A 14,387-nucleotide genomic window follows, 5' to 3' on the forward strand; every position below is an offset into this window, starting at 1 on the left:
ATCGCGGCTCGTTGGCCCGGCATGAGTTGGCTTGTTCAACCCCGCCTCGTGAACGATCCCTTCAGCGACCCAGGTCTCCACCTCGACTTCCGCTATGGCCGCAGGGCCATTCTGTTCGATCTCGGCGATGTGGCTCCCCTGTCGTCTCGCGAATTGCTGCGGGTGAGCCACGTCTTCGTCTCGCATACCCACGTCGACCACATGGCCGGGTTCGACCGGCTGTTCCGCCTCTGCCTTCACCGCCCCTCCCCGCTGACCCTCGTCGGACCACCGGGTTTCACCGGACAGGTGGAACACCGCATCCGTGGCTTCACCTGGAACCTGCTCGACGAGAACTCCGTCGATTTCTGCCTGCGTGCCATGGATTACGACGGCAGCCGCCTTGCGAGGGCGGCCGAGTTCCACGCCCGCGAAGCGTTCGCCCGCCGCGAGATCGCGGCGCCTGCCTTTCCGGACGGCATTGCCTGGATGGAGGACGAGTTCAGGATCGAGGCCGTTGCGCTCGACCACGGCATCCCGTCCCTCGCCTTTGCCCTGCGCGAGGTCATGCAGGTGAATGTCTGGCGCGGCGTGCTGGCCGAGATGAACCTTACCCCCGGCCCGTGGCTGAACGAGGCCAAGCGCGCTGTGCGCCTCGGCCTGCCTGACGATCACCCCATCGAGAATTCGGATGGCGGGACCATCCGCCTGGGCGATCTGAAGCATCGCGCCCTGCGCGTGGCGCCCGGGCAGGCGGTCGCCTATGTCACCGATGCCGCTCCCCACGCAGACAACCGGGCGAAGATTCTGCGGCTCGCCCACAGGGCGGACCAGCTTTTCATCGAGGCCGTCTTTCTGGAAAGCGACCGCTCCCTCGCCGTGGCCTCGCACCACCTCACCGCCTGGGAGGCCGGAGATATCGCCCGCGAGGCGGGCGTCCGGCATGTCACGCCGTTCCACCATTCCGCACGCTATCTCTCCGAGCCCGACGTTCTGCGGGATGAGTTCTATGAGAGCTTCAGTGACGCAGACCGGAGAGCGGTCTCAGCCTGACCCTAGTCGGCGGAGAAGATGGCCTCGTGGATCTGGCGCGGATCGGGCCTGCGACCGGAATTGAACCGGACGACGCGGTAGCCGCACGATTTCAGGATCCGGTCGCGCTGCGCATCCTTCCGGGCATCGTGGGAGCGGTCCCGGGCATCGTGGGAGCGGTCGTCGAGTTCGACGATCGCAAGCACCTCCATGTCCTGGAGGATCACCCAGTCGACCCGGGTGTTGGAGATTTGCTTGAAGGCCATCCAGAACGCGCGGCTGCCCTCCTTGGCGTCGGGCCGGACGAGCGCCAGGATAGGCACCTGCGGCCAGATCTGGCAATCGGGACAGGCGGCGAGAAGGCGCCCGTAAAACTCCCGCTCGTTCTCCGTCATGATCGTGGAACGGCGGTAGCGCGGTTTCCTGGCGAGGAAGAGAACCAGCACCAGCACCAGGCCGAGCACCGCGATACCGGCAAGCCACGTCCACGAGAGATTTTCGACCGTCATATCGCTCCGCCCCCGCCTCAAGCACGAACCGCCACGCTTCGTCCTGCCGGCAAAGCATAGCAGCTAGCATGAAACCCGCATGGTTGGTCCTGCGTCTTCTTATTGTCGCGTTTTAAGAACACCGGGGAGAGCACAATGGACCTCAGCCGCCGAACCTTCCTGCTCGGAGCGTCCGCCGCTGCCGCAGGAGCCACCCTGCCGCCCAGCAGCACCTTCGCCCAGTCGCTGCGCGATATGTCCGCCTATCAGCGCATGTACGGGCCCGTTGACGACGACCTCTATCCCATCCCCGGAATCGATCTGTCGCGGATCAACCCGGCCTATCTCCGGCGCGTGGTGGAGTACGACACCACCGAGCCTCCGGGCACCATCGTGGTCGATCCCCAGACCCGCTATCTCTATCTGGTCATGCGCGACGGCATGGCCGTGCGCTACGGCGTGGGTGTCGGCCGTTCGGGCTTCGGCTGGTCGGGTGCCGCCACCATCAAGGACAAGCAGGAATGGCCCGACTGGTACCCGCCGAAGGAGATGTTCGCCCGTGAGCCCGAACTGATGGAGCAGATGGGCGAATTGCCCGGAGGCGCCGGAATGCCCGGCGGCCCGGGGAATCCGTTGGGCGCCCGCGCCCTCTACCTCTGGCAGGGCAACAAGGACACCCTCTACCGCATCCACGGCACGTTCGAGCCATGGACCATCGGCACCAATGTCTCGTCCGGTTGCATCCGCATGATCAACCAGGACGTGATCGACCTCTACAACCACACGCCGAAGGGCACGAAGGTGGTGGTCCTGAACCCGCCCGCTGGACGAGGCAGGCGCGATCGCACCGCCGCCCGCTCCTGATTAAGCAATTAGGCACGCTTTGTGCCTATTTTTGCCATGGTTAACAATCACACGTCGCTCAGGGACGCGGGAACTTACGAACCATGGCGGGGATCTTCGCCCGATCCAAGCGGTCGGCTGGCGGACGGAAGACGGTCACTGTGCCGAAGTGCGGCCGCTTGTCCGGCGAAGGGGGAGCCCTTCGTTCCATCATAGGCCTCTCGGCTGCAGCCTCCGCGCTCCTGACGTTTGCCTCGGCCCCGATGCAGGGGGCGGCCGCCCTCGGCGAAACCCGCACCCTCAGCTTCTTTCATACGCACACGAGGGAAAGCCTGACCGTCACGTTCCGCCGGAACGGGCGGATCGACGAGGGCGCCCTGAGCCAGCTCAACTGGTTCCTGCGGGACTGGCGCGTGGACAAGCCGGCCCAGATGGACCCGCGCCTGTTCGACATCCTGTGGGAGGTCTACCGGGAATCCGGCTCCTCGCAGCCCATCAACATCATTTCCGCCTACCGGTCGCCGGAAACCAATGGCGCCCTGCGCCGCCGGTCCAGCGGCGTGGCGGAGAACAGTCAGCACATGCTCGGCAAGGCCATGGATATCCGCCTGCCCGACGTCGAGACGGGCCGCCTGCGGGCCATTGCCATGAAGATGCAGTACGGTGGCGTCGGCTACTACGCCTCCTCGGCCTTCGTCCATGTGGATACGGGCAATGTCCGCGCCTGGCCGCGCATGACGCAGCAGCAGCTGGTGCAGTTGTTCCCGGATGGTAAGACCCTGCATCTGCCTTCGAACGGCAAGCCGCTTCCGGGCTACGAGGTCGCGAAGGCCGAGATCCTCGCCCGCAATGCCGCCCTGTCCACGCAGGCCTCGGCCGGCAGCGGCCCGTCCGTCGGCGGCCTGTTCGCCAATCTGTTCGGGCGCAAGAATGCTCAGCCTGCACCGCAGCAGCCGCCGCCGCAGGAGAGCCCAGCCACCATCGTGGCCTCCGCCGATCCGGAGAGCACCGCAGCCGCCGTTCCGCCGGCGCCGCTTCCGCCGCAGCGCCCGAAGGAGATCGAGCTGGCAAGCGCTGTCCTGCCGGACCAGGCTCCGAGCGCGGTCTCCGGAATGGTTTCGGCTCCCGCCCCGCAGGCTGTTCCCGGACCTGAACCCGTGCTGGGCTTTGACGAAAAGGCAGCCGTGAAGGCTCTGTTCGATCCCCGCACCGCCTTCCTCGATCTCGGGTTCACATCCGCCAGGAAGCATGCGCTGAGCGTGACGCAGTTCACCGGCCCGGCGGTAAAGCCCCTGCCCGTCGTCGGGCAGGACCAGGATGACCTCAGCGGGTAACTGCCCCGGCCTATAAGGGCTCAGACGCCGAACAGGATCAGCGCGCCCACCATCAGGGCCAGCACGAGCAGTCCCGCCACAGCCACCGCCCAATGCGCAGCCCGCTTCTCCTGCTGGACGAAGGCGGGCTGGGATTGGACGGGTGAGGCTTTCTGAAGGGGAGCGCTCCGCTTCTTCATCCGGGCGGCAGCGGCGCGATCCGGGAACGGAATGATTTCGGCACTTCTTGCCGGCGCCTGGATCGCGCTTGGGTTCGAAGCGAGGAGACGATCATCCAGTTCCACCGGCACGCCCGACTCTTCCAGATGGACCACGACCAGGGCGATATCCTCCGCGCTCATCGCGTGGATCGGCAGATTGGTCTCAAGATCCTGAGTCGTCAGCTGGCCCTGCTCGCGCCCGAGGGCGACCAAGCGGTCCATGGTATTGCTGTCGAGCGCCTGCTGCATGAGGCACCACCCCATTGTGACTGGTGGGCGGAGAAGCAGCCAGGGCCGCTCCGGAGGTTCACCGAGCTAACGCGGCAATTGCCTCAGACGTTGCAACGGGAAATGTCTCTCGTGCAATTTTGAAGCGGCAGCCTGCGAGGGCCGTCCGGGAAGGCCAGCCTAGTTCTTCGTGGCCTTGGAGGCCTCCTGAACGGCCTCCTTCTCACGCCTGACCTGTTCCGAAAGCTGCTCGGCGATGGCCACGAGCTTGCCGGCCATGAAGTGCTTGCCATGCAGCTCGACCTGCCCCGCCAGCCCCACGGTCAGGAGGGTCTCGAAGACAGTGTCGGCGGGAAGCCCCTTGCGGATCAGGTCGATGGCCACCTTCTGCCATTGATCGGACAGCTGATCGCGAATTTCGGAGATATCATCATTGCTCATGCCGGGACCATACAGGATCCCGCACCGGTTGTCGCGCTCCGCCCCCCCTCTCCTTGCGGAACTGTCACGCTGCTTACATGGAACGGTTCTAAAGCATGGTCGTCACATAAGACGGAGAAACCGATATGGACGAGCACAAGGGCCGCCTTCGCGCCAGCGAGCTGGAAGATTCAGGCGATGTCGGGGTCAACCCGACGCATAACCTCACCATGGGCGAGATCATCGCGACCCGCTTCAACCGGCGCGACCTTCTGCGGGGCCCGCTGGCCGTGGCGGCCATCTCGGCGACCGTCGGCCACCGGGCCCTGGCGGCCAACGAGCAGCCGGCCAGGAAGGCCTCCAATCCGATCTCGTTCGACTTCAAGGAAATCGAGGCGGGCGTCGACCACACCCACCACGTGGCCGAGGGCTACGACGCCCAGGTGCTCCTGCGCTGGGGCGACCCGCTCTTCCCGGACGCGCCCGAGTTCGACCCGATGAAGCAGACGCCCGAGGCCCAGGCCCGGCAGTTCGGCTACAACACCGACTTCATCGGCTTCATCCCGCTCAATGGTTCGGCCGACCATGGCCTGCTCGTGGCCAACCATGAATACACCAACGAGGAGCTGATGTTCCCGGGTGTCGGCGTGCAGGATTCCAAGGACGCCAACTTCTCCAAGATGACCCCGGATCTGGTGGCCATCGAAATCGCCGCCCATGGCGGCGCAGTCGTCGAGATCCGCCGGGCCGACGGCAAATGGCAGGTGGTGAAGGATTCGAAATACAACCGCCGCATCACCGCCGACACCCCGATGGAAATCACGGGACCGGCCGCCGGCCATGAGCGCATGAAGACATCCGCCGATGCCAGCGGCCGCAACGTGCGCGGCATGGTCAACAACTGCGCCGGCGGCGTGACCCCCTGGGGCACGTGGCTGAGCTGCGAGGAAAACTTCAACGGCTATTTCTGGGGCAAGCTCTCCGACGATCATCCCGAGGCCAAGAACTACAAGCGCTACGGCATCGGCACCCCGGCCTATGCCTGGGGCAAGTTCCACGACCGCTTCGACCTCGCCAAGGAGCCCAACGAGCCGAACCGCTTCGGCTGGGTGGTCGAGATCGACCCCTTCGATCCGAACTTCGTGCCCAAGAAGCGCACGGCGCTGGGCCGCACCAAGCACGAGGGTGCCGCCGGCATCACCAACAGCGACGGCCACTACGTGGTCTATCTCGGCGACGACGAGCGTTTCGACTACGTCTACAAGTTCGTCACCGCCGGCAAGGTGGATCCGCAGAACCGCGCCGCCAATTTCGGCCTGCTTGACGAGGGCACTCTTTACGTCGCCAAGTACAACCCAGACGGCACTGGCAACTGGCTGCCGGTGGTCCACGGCCAGGGGCCGCTCACCGAGGCCAACGGCTTCAGGAGCCAGGCCGACGTGCTGATCGAGACCCGCCGGGCTGCGGACCTTCTCGGCGCCACCAAGATGGACCGCCCCGAGGATATCGAGGCAAACCCGCAGACGAACCGTGTCTACGTCATGCTGACGAACAACACGCGGCGCAAGGAAGACCAGGTGGACGCGGCCAACCCGCGCGCCAACAACGCATTCGGCCACATCGTCGAGATGATGCCGGAGGGCGGCAACCATGCGGCGACGGACTTCACCTGGGAGGTTCTCGTGAAGTGCGGCGACCCTTCCGTGGCCGCCGTCGGCGCGACGTTCTCGTCGGAGACCACCAAGAACGGCTGGTTCGGCATGCCGGACAACTGCGCCATCGACAGCCAGGGCCGCCTCTGGATCTCCACGGACGGCAACAACGCCAAGGCGACGGGCCGGGCGGACGGCCTCTGGGCGCTGCAAACCCAGGGCAAAGGCCGCGGAACGTCAAAGCACTTCTTCCGCGTGCCGGTCGGCGGCGAGCTGTGCGGCCCGTTCTTCACGCCCAACGACGAATCGCTCTTCCTCGCGGTTCAGCACCCGGGCGAGGTCGATGAAGGCATGTCCACGTTCGAGAACCCGGCGACCCGCTGGCCTGACTTCAAGGACAACATGCCCGTACGTCCCTCCGTGCTGGTCATCACCAAGCAGGGCGGCGGCAAGATCGCCTGAGGACGCAGGTATCGCCAAGACGAAGACGACAAGGGAGCCCTGCGGCTCCCTTGTTCGTTCAGACAGGATGCCTGCCGACCGGGGTGCTGACGCGGCGTCTCTCGATTATTCGAAGATTGCTGCTCTCATCGCAGCCAGGGGGAGAGTGGCGCGGGCGACGGGGCTCGAACCCGCGACCTCCGGCGTGACAGGCCGGCACTCTAACCGACTGAGCTACGCCCGCGCATTTCTCATCCATCGCGTGCCCGAGCGGGCGTTTCTCGCGATGGAGCGCGCTCGTACCGGTGATTGGGCGCGCTGTCAAATGATGTTTGGCTTATCCCCAGAAGCCCGGCGCCGTGGACAGGAAACGGCTCACTCGGATCAGGCATCAGTCCCTGGTGCTGATCGAGAAGACCTCGTAGCCGGCGCCGTCGAGCACCCGCACGGCTTCGACGTCCAGGTCTCGGGATTGGGGCCGCCGTGCCAGGGAGAAGACCTTCAACGCCCGCTCCTTCGCCTTTTCGACGGAGTCGGTGCGAACCAGGATCCGGCGGATGACGCCGCCGCCCGCCTCCTCGGAGGCGACGGATTCGATGCGATAAACTTCAACCACGTTTACAGAACTCCATCATCAGCGCGGCTCCACCGTCAGGCCCTGACGCGCTGGAGCTTGTCGAACCGCTTGATCAAACGGTCGCGCTTCAACTTGGACAGGCGATCGATCCAGAAGATGCCGTCGAGCTGGTCAATCTCGTGCTGGAGGCAGACAGCCATCAGGCCCTCCGCCTCCTCTTCATGCTCCAGGCCGTCGAGGCCTGTGTATCTCACCCGTACGCGGGCATGTCGCTCGATCTCGTCGGTGACGCCCGGCATGGAGACGCTTCCCTCCACATGCCGGATCATCTCGGGCGAGGACCAGACAATCTCCGGATTGACCGAAACGTGGGGCTCGGTGCCGCCCTCGAGTTGAATCACCACGAGCCGTCGGAGGACGCAGATATGGGGCGCCGTGATGCCGATGCCCGGAGCGGCATGCATGGTCTCGGCCAGGTCCCGCGCCAGCGTTCGCACCTCGTCGTCGATGCCGGGGATCGCTTCGGCCTTTTGGCGCAGGCGCGGATCGGGAAAGCGGATGATCGGACGAAGGGCCACGCGATCTCTCTCTGGGACACAACCGATGGAGGGGACGTCTCGCGCTACTTGTAGCGGCCGCCGCGCTGAAGCACCTCGATCTTGTAGCCGTCAGGATCCTGCACGAAGAAGAACCGCGCCGGAGGCCTGCCCTCCAGCATCAGCTCCTTCAGCGGCGTCGGATTGAGGCCAAGGGATTCAAGGCGCGCATGCTCGGCATCGAGGTCATCCACCGAGAGGGCCAGGTGCCCGTAGCCGTCACCGATGGCATAAGGCTCCTGCCGTGCGTGATTGATCGTCAGCTCGAGCTCGAACTCGCTCTCGGCATTGCTCAGATACACCAGCGTGAAGCCCTCGAACGCGAGACGCTCGGCCACCATGAGCCCGAAAGCCTTCTCATAGAAGCCAAGGGAGCGCTGCTCGTCCAGCACCCGGATCATGGAATGGATGGCTTTGGCCATAGGGAGCACACCTTCTGCGTTGGCCGTCCGGCTCGCGCGCCTGGCCCAGGAGGACAATTCTGATCGGGGAGATAGCAGCGTCCTGAGCGGAACGGAAGGAAATCGGCTCCTGCCCTTCTCCGGTTCAACAAAAAGCCTTCCCCGGTGCGACCGGGGAAGGCAAGTTCGGGAGGAAGAAACGCTGACTGCCGGGCTCCGACAACCACCGAGGCGGGAACGTGACGCGCGTGCGGCGTTCCACCACACCTGACCTGACGAAGCCGGCAACTCAGTCAGAGCCCCAATCGTGGCGCAATCAAGGAAATTTGATGCCCGCCAAGGTTCGAAAATGGGGAGTGCAAAGGAACCTTGAACAGGATCGGCGCTTGGTTCGGTACGGAGGCACCATTCCCCGCAACCCCTTGTCGCCTCCGCAGACTTACAGCCCCGTTCAGCCTAGTTCGAACGGGGCTTTTTCTGTTCTGAGACGGAAAAGCTCGACTCACCGCCCGATCAGATCGGCAATGGCGCGGATGCGGTTGCGGACGTAGTCGGGAAGGCCGGCACTGATGGAATTGCCGGAATTGAACGAGCTCTTGCCCATGAGAACCTGCGCCGGGATGAGATTGCGCAGCACGGGAACGTTCTCGAACTCCTTCTTTCGCTCCAGCACGTCGGTCTCGACAGCCAGGGCCATGAAGACCGTCGCCACCGTTCTGTTCGGATCGGCAGGATGCTCCTGAAGGACTGCGAGCAGCTTTCCGAACTGCATCACCTGGTTCACGCTGAAGATCGTCTGCTGCAGCACGCCAGAGATGGGGGCATCCAGTGCCGTCAGCTTGGTGAGGACGGCCCGGTCGATCTCCTCGGGCGGCAGGACGCGGATTTCAGTCTGGAACTCCATGAATTCCGAGATCTTCTTGCCGCCCTCCTCCAGCTTGTTGGCCAGGCGGATGCCGACCGGCAGCTTGCCCTCGAGCGGATAGCGGGATTCGATGCACAGGCTCGCCGGAGCCTCGCACCAACGGCGGTCCGGGTGGCGATTGTGGGCGCTCTGCGGATCCACCTGAGGGGCCGCCTGGTCCGCCGCGATGCGGCGATGCTTGATCGACGGGTCGATCTTTTCCAGCGTATCGAGGCGCGCGAAGCGAGCGAGGTCGACGGATCCGGGCGCCCTGTCGATCAGGAAGCGAGCCTCGACCACATACATGTGGAGTTTTTCGGTGTAGGATTTCGGGATCCCATGCACCGAGACCTTTATGGTGGGCTCCGCATAACCCGGATAGAGGCTGAGGAACTGCTTCTGCACGGGCCGCTCACGACTCCAATCCTCGAAGCGGATCAGGCTCGTCCCTGCATCGGTCAGCTTGTCGTCGCCGTGATCGCTGAACACGATGGTCCTCGGCTTCAGTTTCGCGGGAGCGACCGCAGTGACGGACGGGACCTCCTCGATGCGGAACTCCGCCGCTGCCGATCCTCCCACAGAGACGAAGAGAGCCGCAGTGGCGACCAGCGAACGCCTGACGAAAACCTGCAATATCATCAGTAAACCTGTCCGTTGCGCCAGAAGTAATCCGGATCCACCCGCCTCGGCCTGCGGGGCGCCTCATCTTCCCACCACCAGCGGAAGCCGCGCTCCGGCTCGACGTGACGGCGTGCGGGAGGAGCATATTGGCGCGGGTCTTCGAGCCAACCGGGGCCCTGCGCGTAAGGCCCCTCCTCGTAATAGCCCGCACCTCCCCTGTCCTCCCCGTCGCTCCAGGGATCCGGGTTTCGGAACGCATAGGCCTCCGACTGCGGCACGAGGCGGAACTGCGTCTCGGCGAAGCGCCCAAACCAGTTCAGGCGGAAATGCTCCATGAACCCTTTCCGCCCATCCGTCAGCCGGTCGCCGGTGTTGAGATCGATCGGCAGGGCGATGAGCTGCTTGGCGGCCTGCGGTGACGGCGGGCTGAGCGGCGCCTTCGGCGCATGGTGCTCCCAGGCGGCCTGGAGGATGGACTGGAAGATGGGAGCCGCCACCTTGCCGCCCGTCTGGCCGCGCCCAAGCGTGCGGCGCTTGCCCTCCGCATTGTCATGCCCGACCCACACGGCGATGGTGACGTCGTTGGTGAAGCCGACGAACCAGGCATCGTTCTCGTTGTCCGACGTTCCGGTCTTGCCGCCGGCATAGGGGGAGAGCGCTTTCAGGGAGCGGGCCGTGCCGCGCTCAAGAACGCCCTGCAGCATGCTCTTCAACTGATAGAAGGCAGCGGCATCGGCGGAGCCCAGCCGGGTCAGCGGACGCGCCTTGCGGCCGTAGACGATCCGTCCATTCTGCTCCACCGCCTCGATGGCATGGGGCACCGGCATGGCGCCCTCGTTGGCGACGGCCGCATAGAACGCCGCGAGATCGAGCATGCGAACGGGCTGCGCACCAAGCACGAACGGGTAATGCGGCGTGCATTCCAGATAGAGCTGCGCCTCGAGGGCGAGTTCGCAGACCCGGTTCAGGCTCTCTTCCGGTGAGGGCTCGATGGCGCCATCGAGCAGGCGCGCCGTGACGAGGTTCTTCGAGTTTTCGAGCGCCCTGCGCAAGGTCATGATGCCCGAGCGGCCGCCGTCGAAATTCTTCGGGCTCCAGTAATCTCCAGCCCGTGCATGGGCGTCGCCACCCACGGGAGGCAGCGTCAGGGGAGCGTCCCAGATCAGCGTGTTGGGCTGCAACCCCTTCGACAGGGCCGCGAGATAGGTGAGCGGCTTGAAGGCGGAGCCCGGCTGCCGGTGAGACTGCGTCGTCCGGTTCAGCTGGCTCAGGGGATAGGCGAACCCGCCCGTCATGGCGAGGATGCGGCCGGTCCTGTTCTCCAGGACGACGGCACTGCCCTGCACCGAGGGCGGTGTCCTCAGTTCGGCACGGACCGCTCCCTTGCCCTTCTGCTCGACGACCCGAACCCGCACCACATCATGGACCTTGAGTTCCCGGCGAGCCGCCTCCCAGGCGTTCAGCGGCAGGACGCGCCCATCCGCCAACCCCACCCGCAGGATGTTCGCTCCCGTCTTGCGATTCCTGCCCTTCTCGATCACCACGACGGCGGGCCAGTGCACGTCGTAGAGCGGCAGGCGTACTGCCTTGAGAGCACGTTGCCACACCGGGGCCTTATCATCCGGATCCTTGCTGGCCTCGAGCGTCTTCACCGCCTCGGCGATATTGGCTTCGGGCCCCTGGTAGCGCTGCCGCCCGATGCTGAGTTCGTAGCGGGCGAGGCCCTCTTGGAGAGCAGCCTCCGTCTCCCGCTGCAGGGCCGCGTTGATGGTCGTACGCACCGCATAGCCGCCGGCCGTGAGACTCTCGATATCGGCGAGCGTGCGGGCGTCGCGGCTGACGTGATCGACGAAGTGGAAACCCGTCGTGCGTCGCGTCCGCTCGTAAGGCACCCGGCGCGGCAGCGAGGCGATTGCTTGCTGCACCTGATCGGGCTTCAGAAAACCGTCCTCCTGCATGCGGCTCAGCACATAGGCCATCCGCTCCTGGGCGCGCTCAGGCTTCGTGTCGGGATTGTAGTAGTTCGGCCCCTTGGCCAGTCCGGCGAGAAGAGCCCCCTCGGCGACGGACAGCGCCTTGGCGCTTTTCCCGAAATAGCTCTGCGCGGCCATCTCGATGCCCCAGGAGGAGCGGCCGAGATAGATCGAATTGAGATAGATCTCGAGGATCTCCGCCTTGCTCAGCACGCGCTCGATGCGCGAGGCCACGATCATCTCCCGCATCTTGCGGTCATACGTGACGTCGTCGCCCACGAGCAGGTTCTTCGCCACCTGCTGGGTGATGGTGGAGCCTCCGGCAGGACGCCCCGGATTGGCCATGTTGCTCATGAAGGCGCGGATCACGCCGCGCTCGTCGATACCCTGGTGCTGGTGAAAGCGCTTGTCCTCCGCCGAGACGAAGGCCTGCTGCACGCTCTTGGGAATATCGGTCAATGGAACCCAGATGCGGCGGTGGTCGGGCTCGAAGACCTCGGCGAAACGCCTGCCGTTGCCATCCAGGATCACGCTGACGCCCGGCAGCCTCAACCCCTTCAGCTTCCCGGCATCGGGCAGCCCGGCCACGGCGGCATTGTAGTAGGAGATCACTTCGCCGAGATCGACCGGCGGGGGCTCGACCGTCTCCCCCTTGCAGAACTGGCGGTAGCTCGCGTGCAGGTCGTTGAAGCTCAATCCTTGCAGAACCTTCAGATCCCCCGTGACGGCCTGCGGGTCGTCCATGGCGGTCGCGATGAGGTCGTCGAGATTGATGTCCTCGATGTCGAAGGCCCGGCGCATGTAGGTGCAGCCGCTCTTGAGGATCTCGGATACCTCGGCCTGATCCCGGGCGGGATCGAAGCTCGTCTTGACCGCCTCCGGGTCCACGAGAACCTGGGTCAAGGTCAGGGCCGTTGCGAAAATCTTGACGAGGATTGCGCTCATTCCGCCGCCATCATCGGATCATTCACCCCAAGAGAAGATCCACCTCAAGAGAGGATCATGGGCCCGAACGATTTGTCCGCGCCCCGACTGCCGGAACGAACCCTGCCTGAGTCCGGATGAATGAAAGCCGACCATCGCGGCTGTTTTGGGACCGCCCATGTCAATGAAATGGGGCGGCCGAGCTTACATCCCAGAGGTAGCCGCAGGGGTCACGGCAATGTGTCTCACCCGCGCCCGACGAAGGGCATATTGGTCGCCATGACGGTCATAGTGAGGACATTGGCATCGAGCGGCAGCCCGGCCATGTAGACCACCGCATCGGCCACGTGCTTGGCATCGATCCTGGGCTCCGGCGCCACGGTGCCGTTGGGCTGCAGCACGCCTTCCGCCATTTTCGCGGTCATGTCGGTTGCCGCATTGCCGATATCGATCTGGCCGCAGGCGATGTCATAGGGGCGGCCGTCGAGGGAGGTCGACTTGGTCAGTCCCAGGACGGCGTGCTTGGTGGCCGTATAGGGCGCGGAGAGCGGGCGCGGGGCATAGGCCGAGACCGAGCCGTTGTTGATGATCCGCCCGCCCCGCGGGTTCTGGTCCTTCATGATCCGGAAGGCCTCCTGCGTGCACAGGAAGGTTCCCGTGAGGTTCGTGTCCACCACCTTCTGCCATTGTTCGAAGGGGATCTCCTCCAGCGGAACGGCGGGTGAGCCAATGCCGGCATTGTTGACCAGAAGATCGAGCCTCCCGAAGGCCTGCTTGGCGGAGGCGAAAAGAGCCGCCACGGAGACTGGGTCCGTCACATCGGTCGGCACGATGAGGATCGCCCGGCCGTCTCCTCCGATGTCACGCGCCGCGTCCTCGAGGGCTTCCCGGCGGCGCCCGGCCATCACAACGGAATAGCCGGCCGTCGCCAGCCCTGCACAGGTGGCCCTGCCCACGCCGGTGCCAGCCCCCGTCACGATCGCAATCCTGGAGCGTTCCGCCATCATGCCCTCCTTCATCCCTGGCCCGTCTGCCATGAGAGATGCATTCGGGAGCCCGGACGGCAAGGCGCAAGCGTCGCCCGCTCTCATCTTTCCCCAGCGATAAGGGCAGTCTCTGCAGCCTCAGGGAACCAGCCAAGCTGTCCCGCGTTCGCATGGTGCTAATCGGAAAGGAATCCGCCATGCGTAATCACGTCCTAAGTTCGGCTGCCCTGTTGACCATCTTGGCTCTTCCCCTCGCCGCCTGCCAGAGCGGCACGACTGCGGGCGCCGCAGGCGGTGCCGTGACGGGTGCTATCGTCGGCGGGCCTGTCGGCGCCGTTGTCGGCGGTGTCGCCGGCGCGGCAGTGGGCGGAGTGCTCACGGCCGAGGAATCGACCCGCGTCCGCAGCTATGCTGTCGCCGAGCGTCGCCCGTCGATCCGCGTCACGGAGGAGGTGGTCGTCGGCCAGCCTCTGCCGCCGCGTGTCAGGCTCTACTCCGTTCCGCCGACCGTCGGCCTGCGGAACAACTACAGCTATACGGTCGTGAACGATCAGACCGTGCTGGTCGATCCGCAGACCCGGACCGTGGTCCAGGTCGTCGACTGATCAGGCGGCATCTTCAGAAAACAGGAAAGGCGGCTCTTGCGGGCCGCCTTTTCCTTTGTGCATGCGCTTCGTGAGCGGATCAGTCGTCCATATCCAGGTGGGTCATCAGGATTTCGCGTTTCCCGGCGTGGTTTGCGGGACCGACGATGCCCTCCTGCTCCATGCGCTCCATGAGCGAGGCCG

The 14,387-nt window shown here is 65.0% G+C and carries 15 protein-coding genes and 1 tRNA gene; 5 read left to right on the top strand and 11 right to left on the bottom strand.

Annotated features, from left to right (window positions below; genetic code table 11):
- Positions 1-21 precede the first annotated feature (21 nt).
- Positions 22-1,032 carry a ribonuclease Z gene (locus JAO75_RS21030; protein ID WP_199051104.1) on the top strand — a complete coding sequence of 337 codons (1,011 nt, stop codon included), beginning with the start codon at positions 22-24 and terminating at the stop codon, positions 1,030-1,032.
- Between the two features lie 2 nt (positions 1,033-1,034).
- Here the strand turns inward: JAO75_RS21030 and JAO75_RS21035 are convergent, their stop codons facing one another.
- Complete coding sequence (locus JAO75_RS21035; protein WP_199051105.1) at positions 1,035-1,520, bottom strand: DUF2726 domain-containing protein; 486 nt, start codon at positions 1,518-1,520, stop codon at positions 1,035-1,037.
- Between the two features lie 135 nt (positions 1,521-1,655).
- Here JAO75_RS21035 and JAO75_RS21040 point away from each other — a divergent pair, with 135 nt between their 5' ends.
- Together JAO75_RS21040 and JAO75_RS21045 are read left to right on the top strand one after the other, a co-directional pair.
- Complete coding sequence (locus tag JAO75_RS21040) at positions 1,656-2,363, top strand: L,D-transpeptidase (RefSeq protein WP_199051106.1); 708 nt, start codon at positions 1,656-1,658, stop codon at positions 2,361-2,363.
- Between the two features lie 83 nt (positions 2,364-2,446).
- On the top strand, positions 2,447-3,676 hold the full coding sequence (locus tag JAO75_RS21045) for a peptidoglycan L,D-endopeptidase MepK (RefSeq protein WP_199051107.1): 1,230 nt from the start codon (positions 2,447-2,449) through the stop codon (positions 3,674-3,676).
- Between the two features lie 20 nt (positions 3,677-3,696).
- On the opposite strand, the gene JAO75_RS21050 is transcribed toward JAO75_RS21045, so the two are convergent.
- Both JAO75_RS21050 and JAO75_RS21055 read right to left on the bottom strand, forming a co-directional pair.
- Positions 3,697-4,125, bottom strand: coding sequence for an RNA polymerase sigma factor region1.1 domain-containing protein (locus tag JAO75_RS21050; RefSeq protein ID WP_199051108.1), 429 nt, complete (start codon positions 4,123-4,125; stop codon positions 3,697-3,699).
- 159 nt (positions 4,126-4,284) lie between these two features.
- On the bottom strand, positions 4,285-4,545 hold the full coding sequence (locus tag JAO75_RS21055; protein WP_199051109.1) for a hypothetical protein: 261 nt from the start codon (positions 4,543-4,545) through the stop codon (positions 4,285-4,287).
- Positions 4,546-4,670: 125 nt separating this feature from the next.
- Here JAO75_RS21055 and JAO75_RS21060 point away from each other — a divergent pair, with 125 nt between their 5' ends.
- The gene (locus JAO75_RS21060; protein ID WP_199051110.1) at positions 4,671-6,638 is read left to right on the top strand and encodes a PhoX family protein; all 1,968 of its coding nucleotides are present in this window, start codon (positions 4,671-4,673) and stop codon (positions 6,636-6,638) included.
- 146 nt (positions 6,639-6,784) lie between these two features.
- On the opposite strand, the gene JAO75_RS21065 is transcribed toward JAO75_RS21060, so the two are convergent.
- From JAO75_RS21065 to JAO75_RS21095, 7 genes are all read right to left on the bottom strand, one after another.
- A tRNA-Asp gene (locus tag JAO75_RS21065) sits at positions 6,785-6,861 on the bottom strand.
- A gap of 147 nt (positions 6,862-7,008) precedes the next feature.
- Positions 7,009-7,233, bottom strand: a complete 225-nt coding sequence (locus JAO75_RS21070) for a hypothetical protein (protein WP_199051111.1) — start codon at positions 7,231-7,233, stop codon at positions 7,009-7,011.
- Positions 7,234-7,268: 35 nt separating this feature from the next.
- A complete protein-coding gene (locus tag JAO75_RS21075) occupies positions 7,269-7,772 on the bottom strand; it encodes a peptide deformylase (RefSeq protein WP_199051112.1) in 504 nt (167 codons plus the stop codon).
- A 44-nt stretch (positions 7,773-7,816) separates the two neighbouring features.
- Positions 7,817-8,212, bottom strand: coding sequence for a VOC family protein (locus JAO75_RS21080; RefSeq protein ID WP_199051113.1), 396 nt, complete (start codon positions 8,210-8,212; stop codon positions 7,817-7,819).
- Between the two features lie 481 nt (positions 8,213-8,693).
- Complete coding sequence (locus tag JAO75_RS21085; RefSeq protein WP_199051114.1) at positions 8,694-9,734, bottom strand: hypothetical protein; 1,041 nt, start codon at positions 9,732-9,734, stop codon at positions 8,694-8,696.
- On the bottom strand, positions 9,734-12,634 hold the full coding sequence (locus tag JAO75_RS21090) for a penicillin-binding protein 1A (protein WP_199051115.1): 2,901 nt from the start codon (positions 12,632-12,634) through the stop codon (positions 9,734-9,736). Before JAO75_RS21090 ends, JAO75_RS21085 begins: the two co-directional genes overlap by 1 nt.
- Before the next feature lie 224 nt (positions 12,635-12,858).
- On the bottom strand, positions 12,859-13,617 hold the full coding sequence (locus tag JAO75_RS21095) for an SDR family oxidoreductase (RefSeq protein WP_199051116.1): 759 nt from the start codon (positions 13,615-13,617) through the stop codon (positions 12,859-12,861).
- 179 nt (positions 13,618-13,796) lie between these two features.
- On the opposite strand from JAO75_RS21095, the gene JAO75_RS21100 reads away from it, so the two are divergent.
- Positions 13,797-14,204, top strand: coding sequence for a DUF1236 domain-containing protein (locus JAO75_RS21100; RefSeq protein WP_199051117.1), 408 nt, complete (start codon positions 13,797-13,799; stop codon positions 14,202-14,204).
- Positions 14,205-14,283: 79 nt separating this feature from the next.
- Here JAO75_RS21100 and JAO75_RS25530 read toward each other — a convergent pair.
- On the bottom strand, positions 14,284-14,387 hold a 104-nt coding region (locus JAO75_RS25530), incomplete at its 5' end, for a DNA translocase FtsK (RefSeq protein ID WP_199051118.1).

It is taken from the genome of Microvirga splendida (assembly GCF_016427565.1).
Lineage (GTDB): Bacteria > Pseudomonadota > Alphaproteobacteria > Rhizobiales > Beijerinckiaceae > Microvirga > Microvirga splendida.

Excerpts from the sequence above, each read along its gene's own strand:
- JAO75_RS21040 (WP_199051106.1), top strand. The coding sequence starts at position 1,656 with ATGGACCTCAGCCGCCGAACCTTCCTGCTCGGAGCGTCCGCCGCTGCC.
- JAO75_RS21090 (WP_199051115.1), bottom strand. The coding sequence starts at position 12,634 with ATGAGCGCAATCCTCGTCAAGATTTTCGCAACGGCCCTGACCTTGACC.
- JAO75_RS21030 (WP_199051104.1), top strand. The coding sequence starts at position 22 with ATGAGTTGGCTTGTTCAACCCCGCCTCGTGAACGATCCCTTCAGCGAC.
- JAO75_RS21045 (WP_199051107.1), top strand. The coding sequence starts at position 2,447 with ATGGCGGGGATCTTCGCCCGATCCAAGCGGTCGGCTGGCGGACGGAAG.
- JAO75_RS21080 (WP_199051113.1), bottom strand. The coding sequence starts at position 8,212 with ATGGCCAAAGCCATCCATTCCATGATCCGGGTGCTGGACGAGCAGCGC.
- JAO75_RS21100 (WP_199051117.1), top strand. The coding sequence starts at position 13,797 with ATGCGTAATCACGTCCTAAGTTCGGCTGCCCTGTTGACCATCTTGGCT.
- JAO75_RS21035 (WP_199051105.1), bottom strand. The coding sequence starts at position 1,520 with ATGACGGTCGAAAATCTCTCGTGGACGTGGCTTGCCGGTATCGCGGTG.
- JAO75_RS21060 (WP_199051110.1), top strand. The coding sequence starts at position 4,671 with ATGGACGAGCACAAGGGCCGCCTTCGCGCCAGCGAGCTGGAAGATTCA.
- JAO75_RS21085 (WP_199051114.1), bottom strand. The coding sequence starts at position 9,734 with ATGATATTGCAGGTTTTCGTCAGGCGTTCGCTGGTCGCCACTGCGGCT.
- JAO75_RS21050 (WP_199051108.1), bottom strand. The coding sequence starts at position 4,125 with ATGCAGCAGGCGCTCGACAGCAATACCATGGACCGCTTGGTCGCCCTC.
- JAO75_RS21055 (WP_199051109.1), bottom strand. The coding sequence starts at position 4,545 with ATGAGCAATGATGATATCTCCGAAATTCGCGATCAGCTGTCCGATCAA.
- JAO75_RS21095 (WP_199051116.1), bottom strand. The coding sequence starts at position 13,617 with ATGGCGGAACGCTCCAGGATTGCGATCGTGACGGGGGCTGGCACCGGC.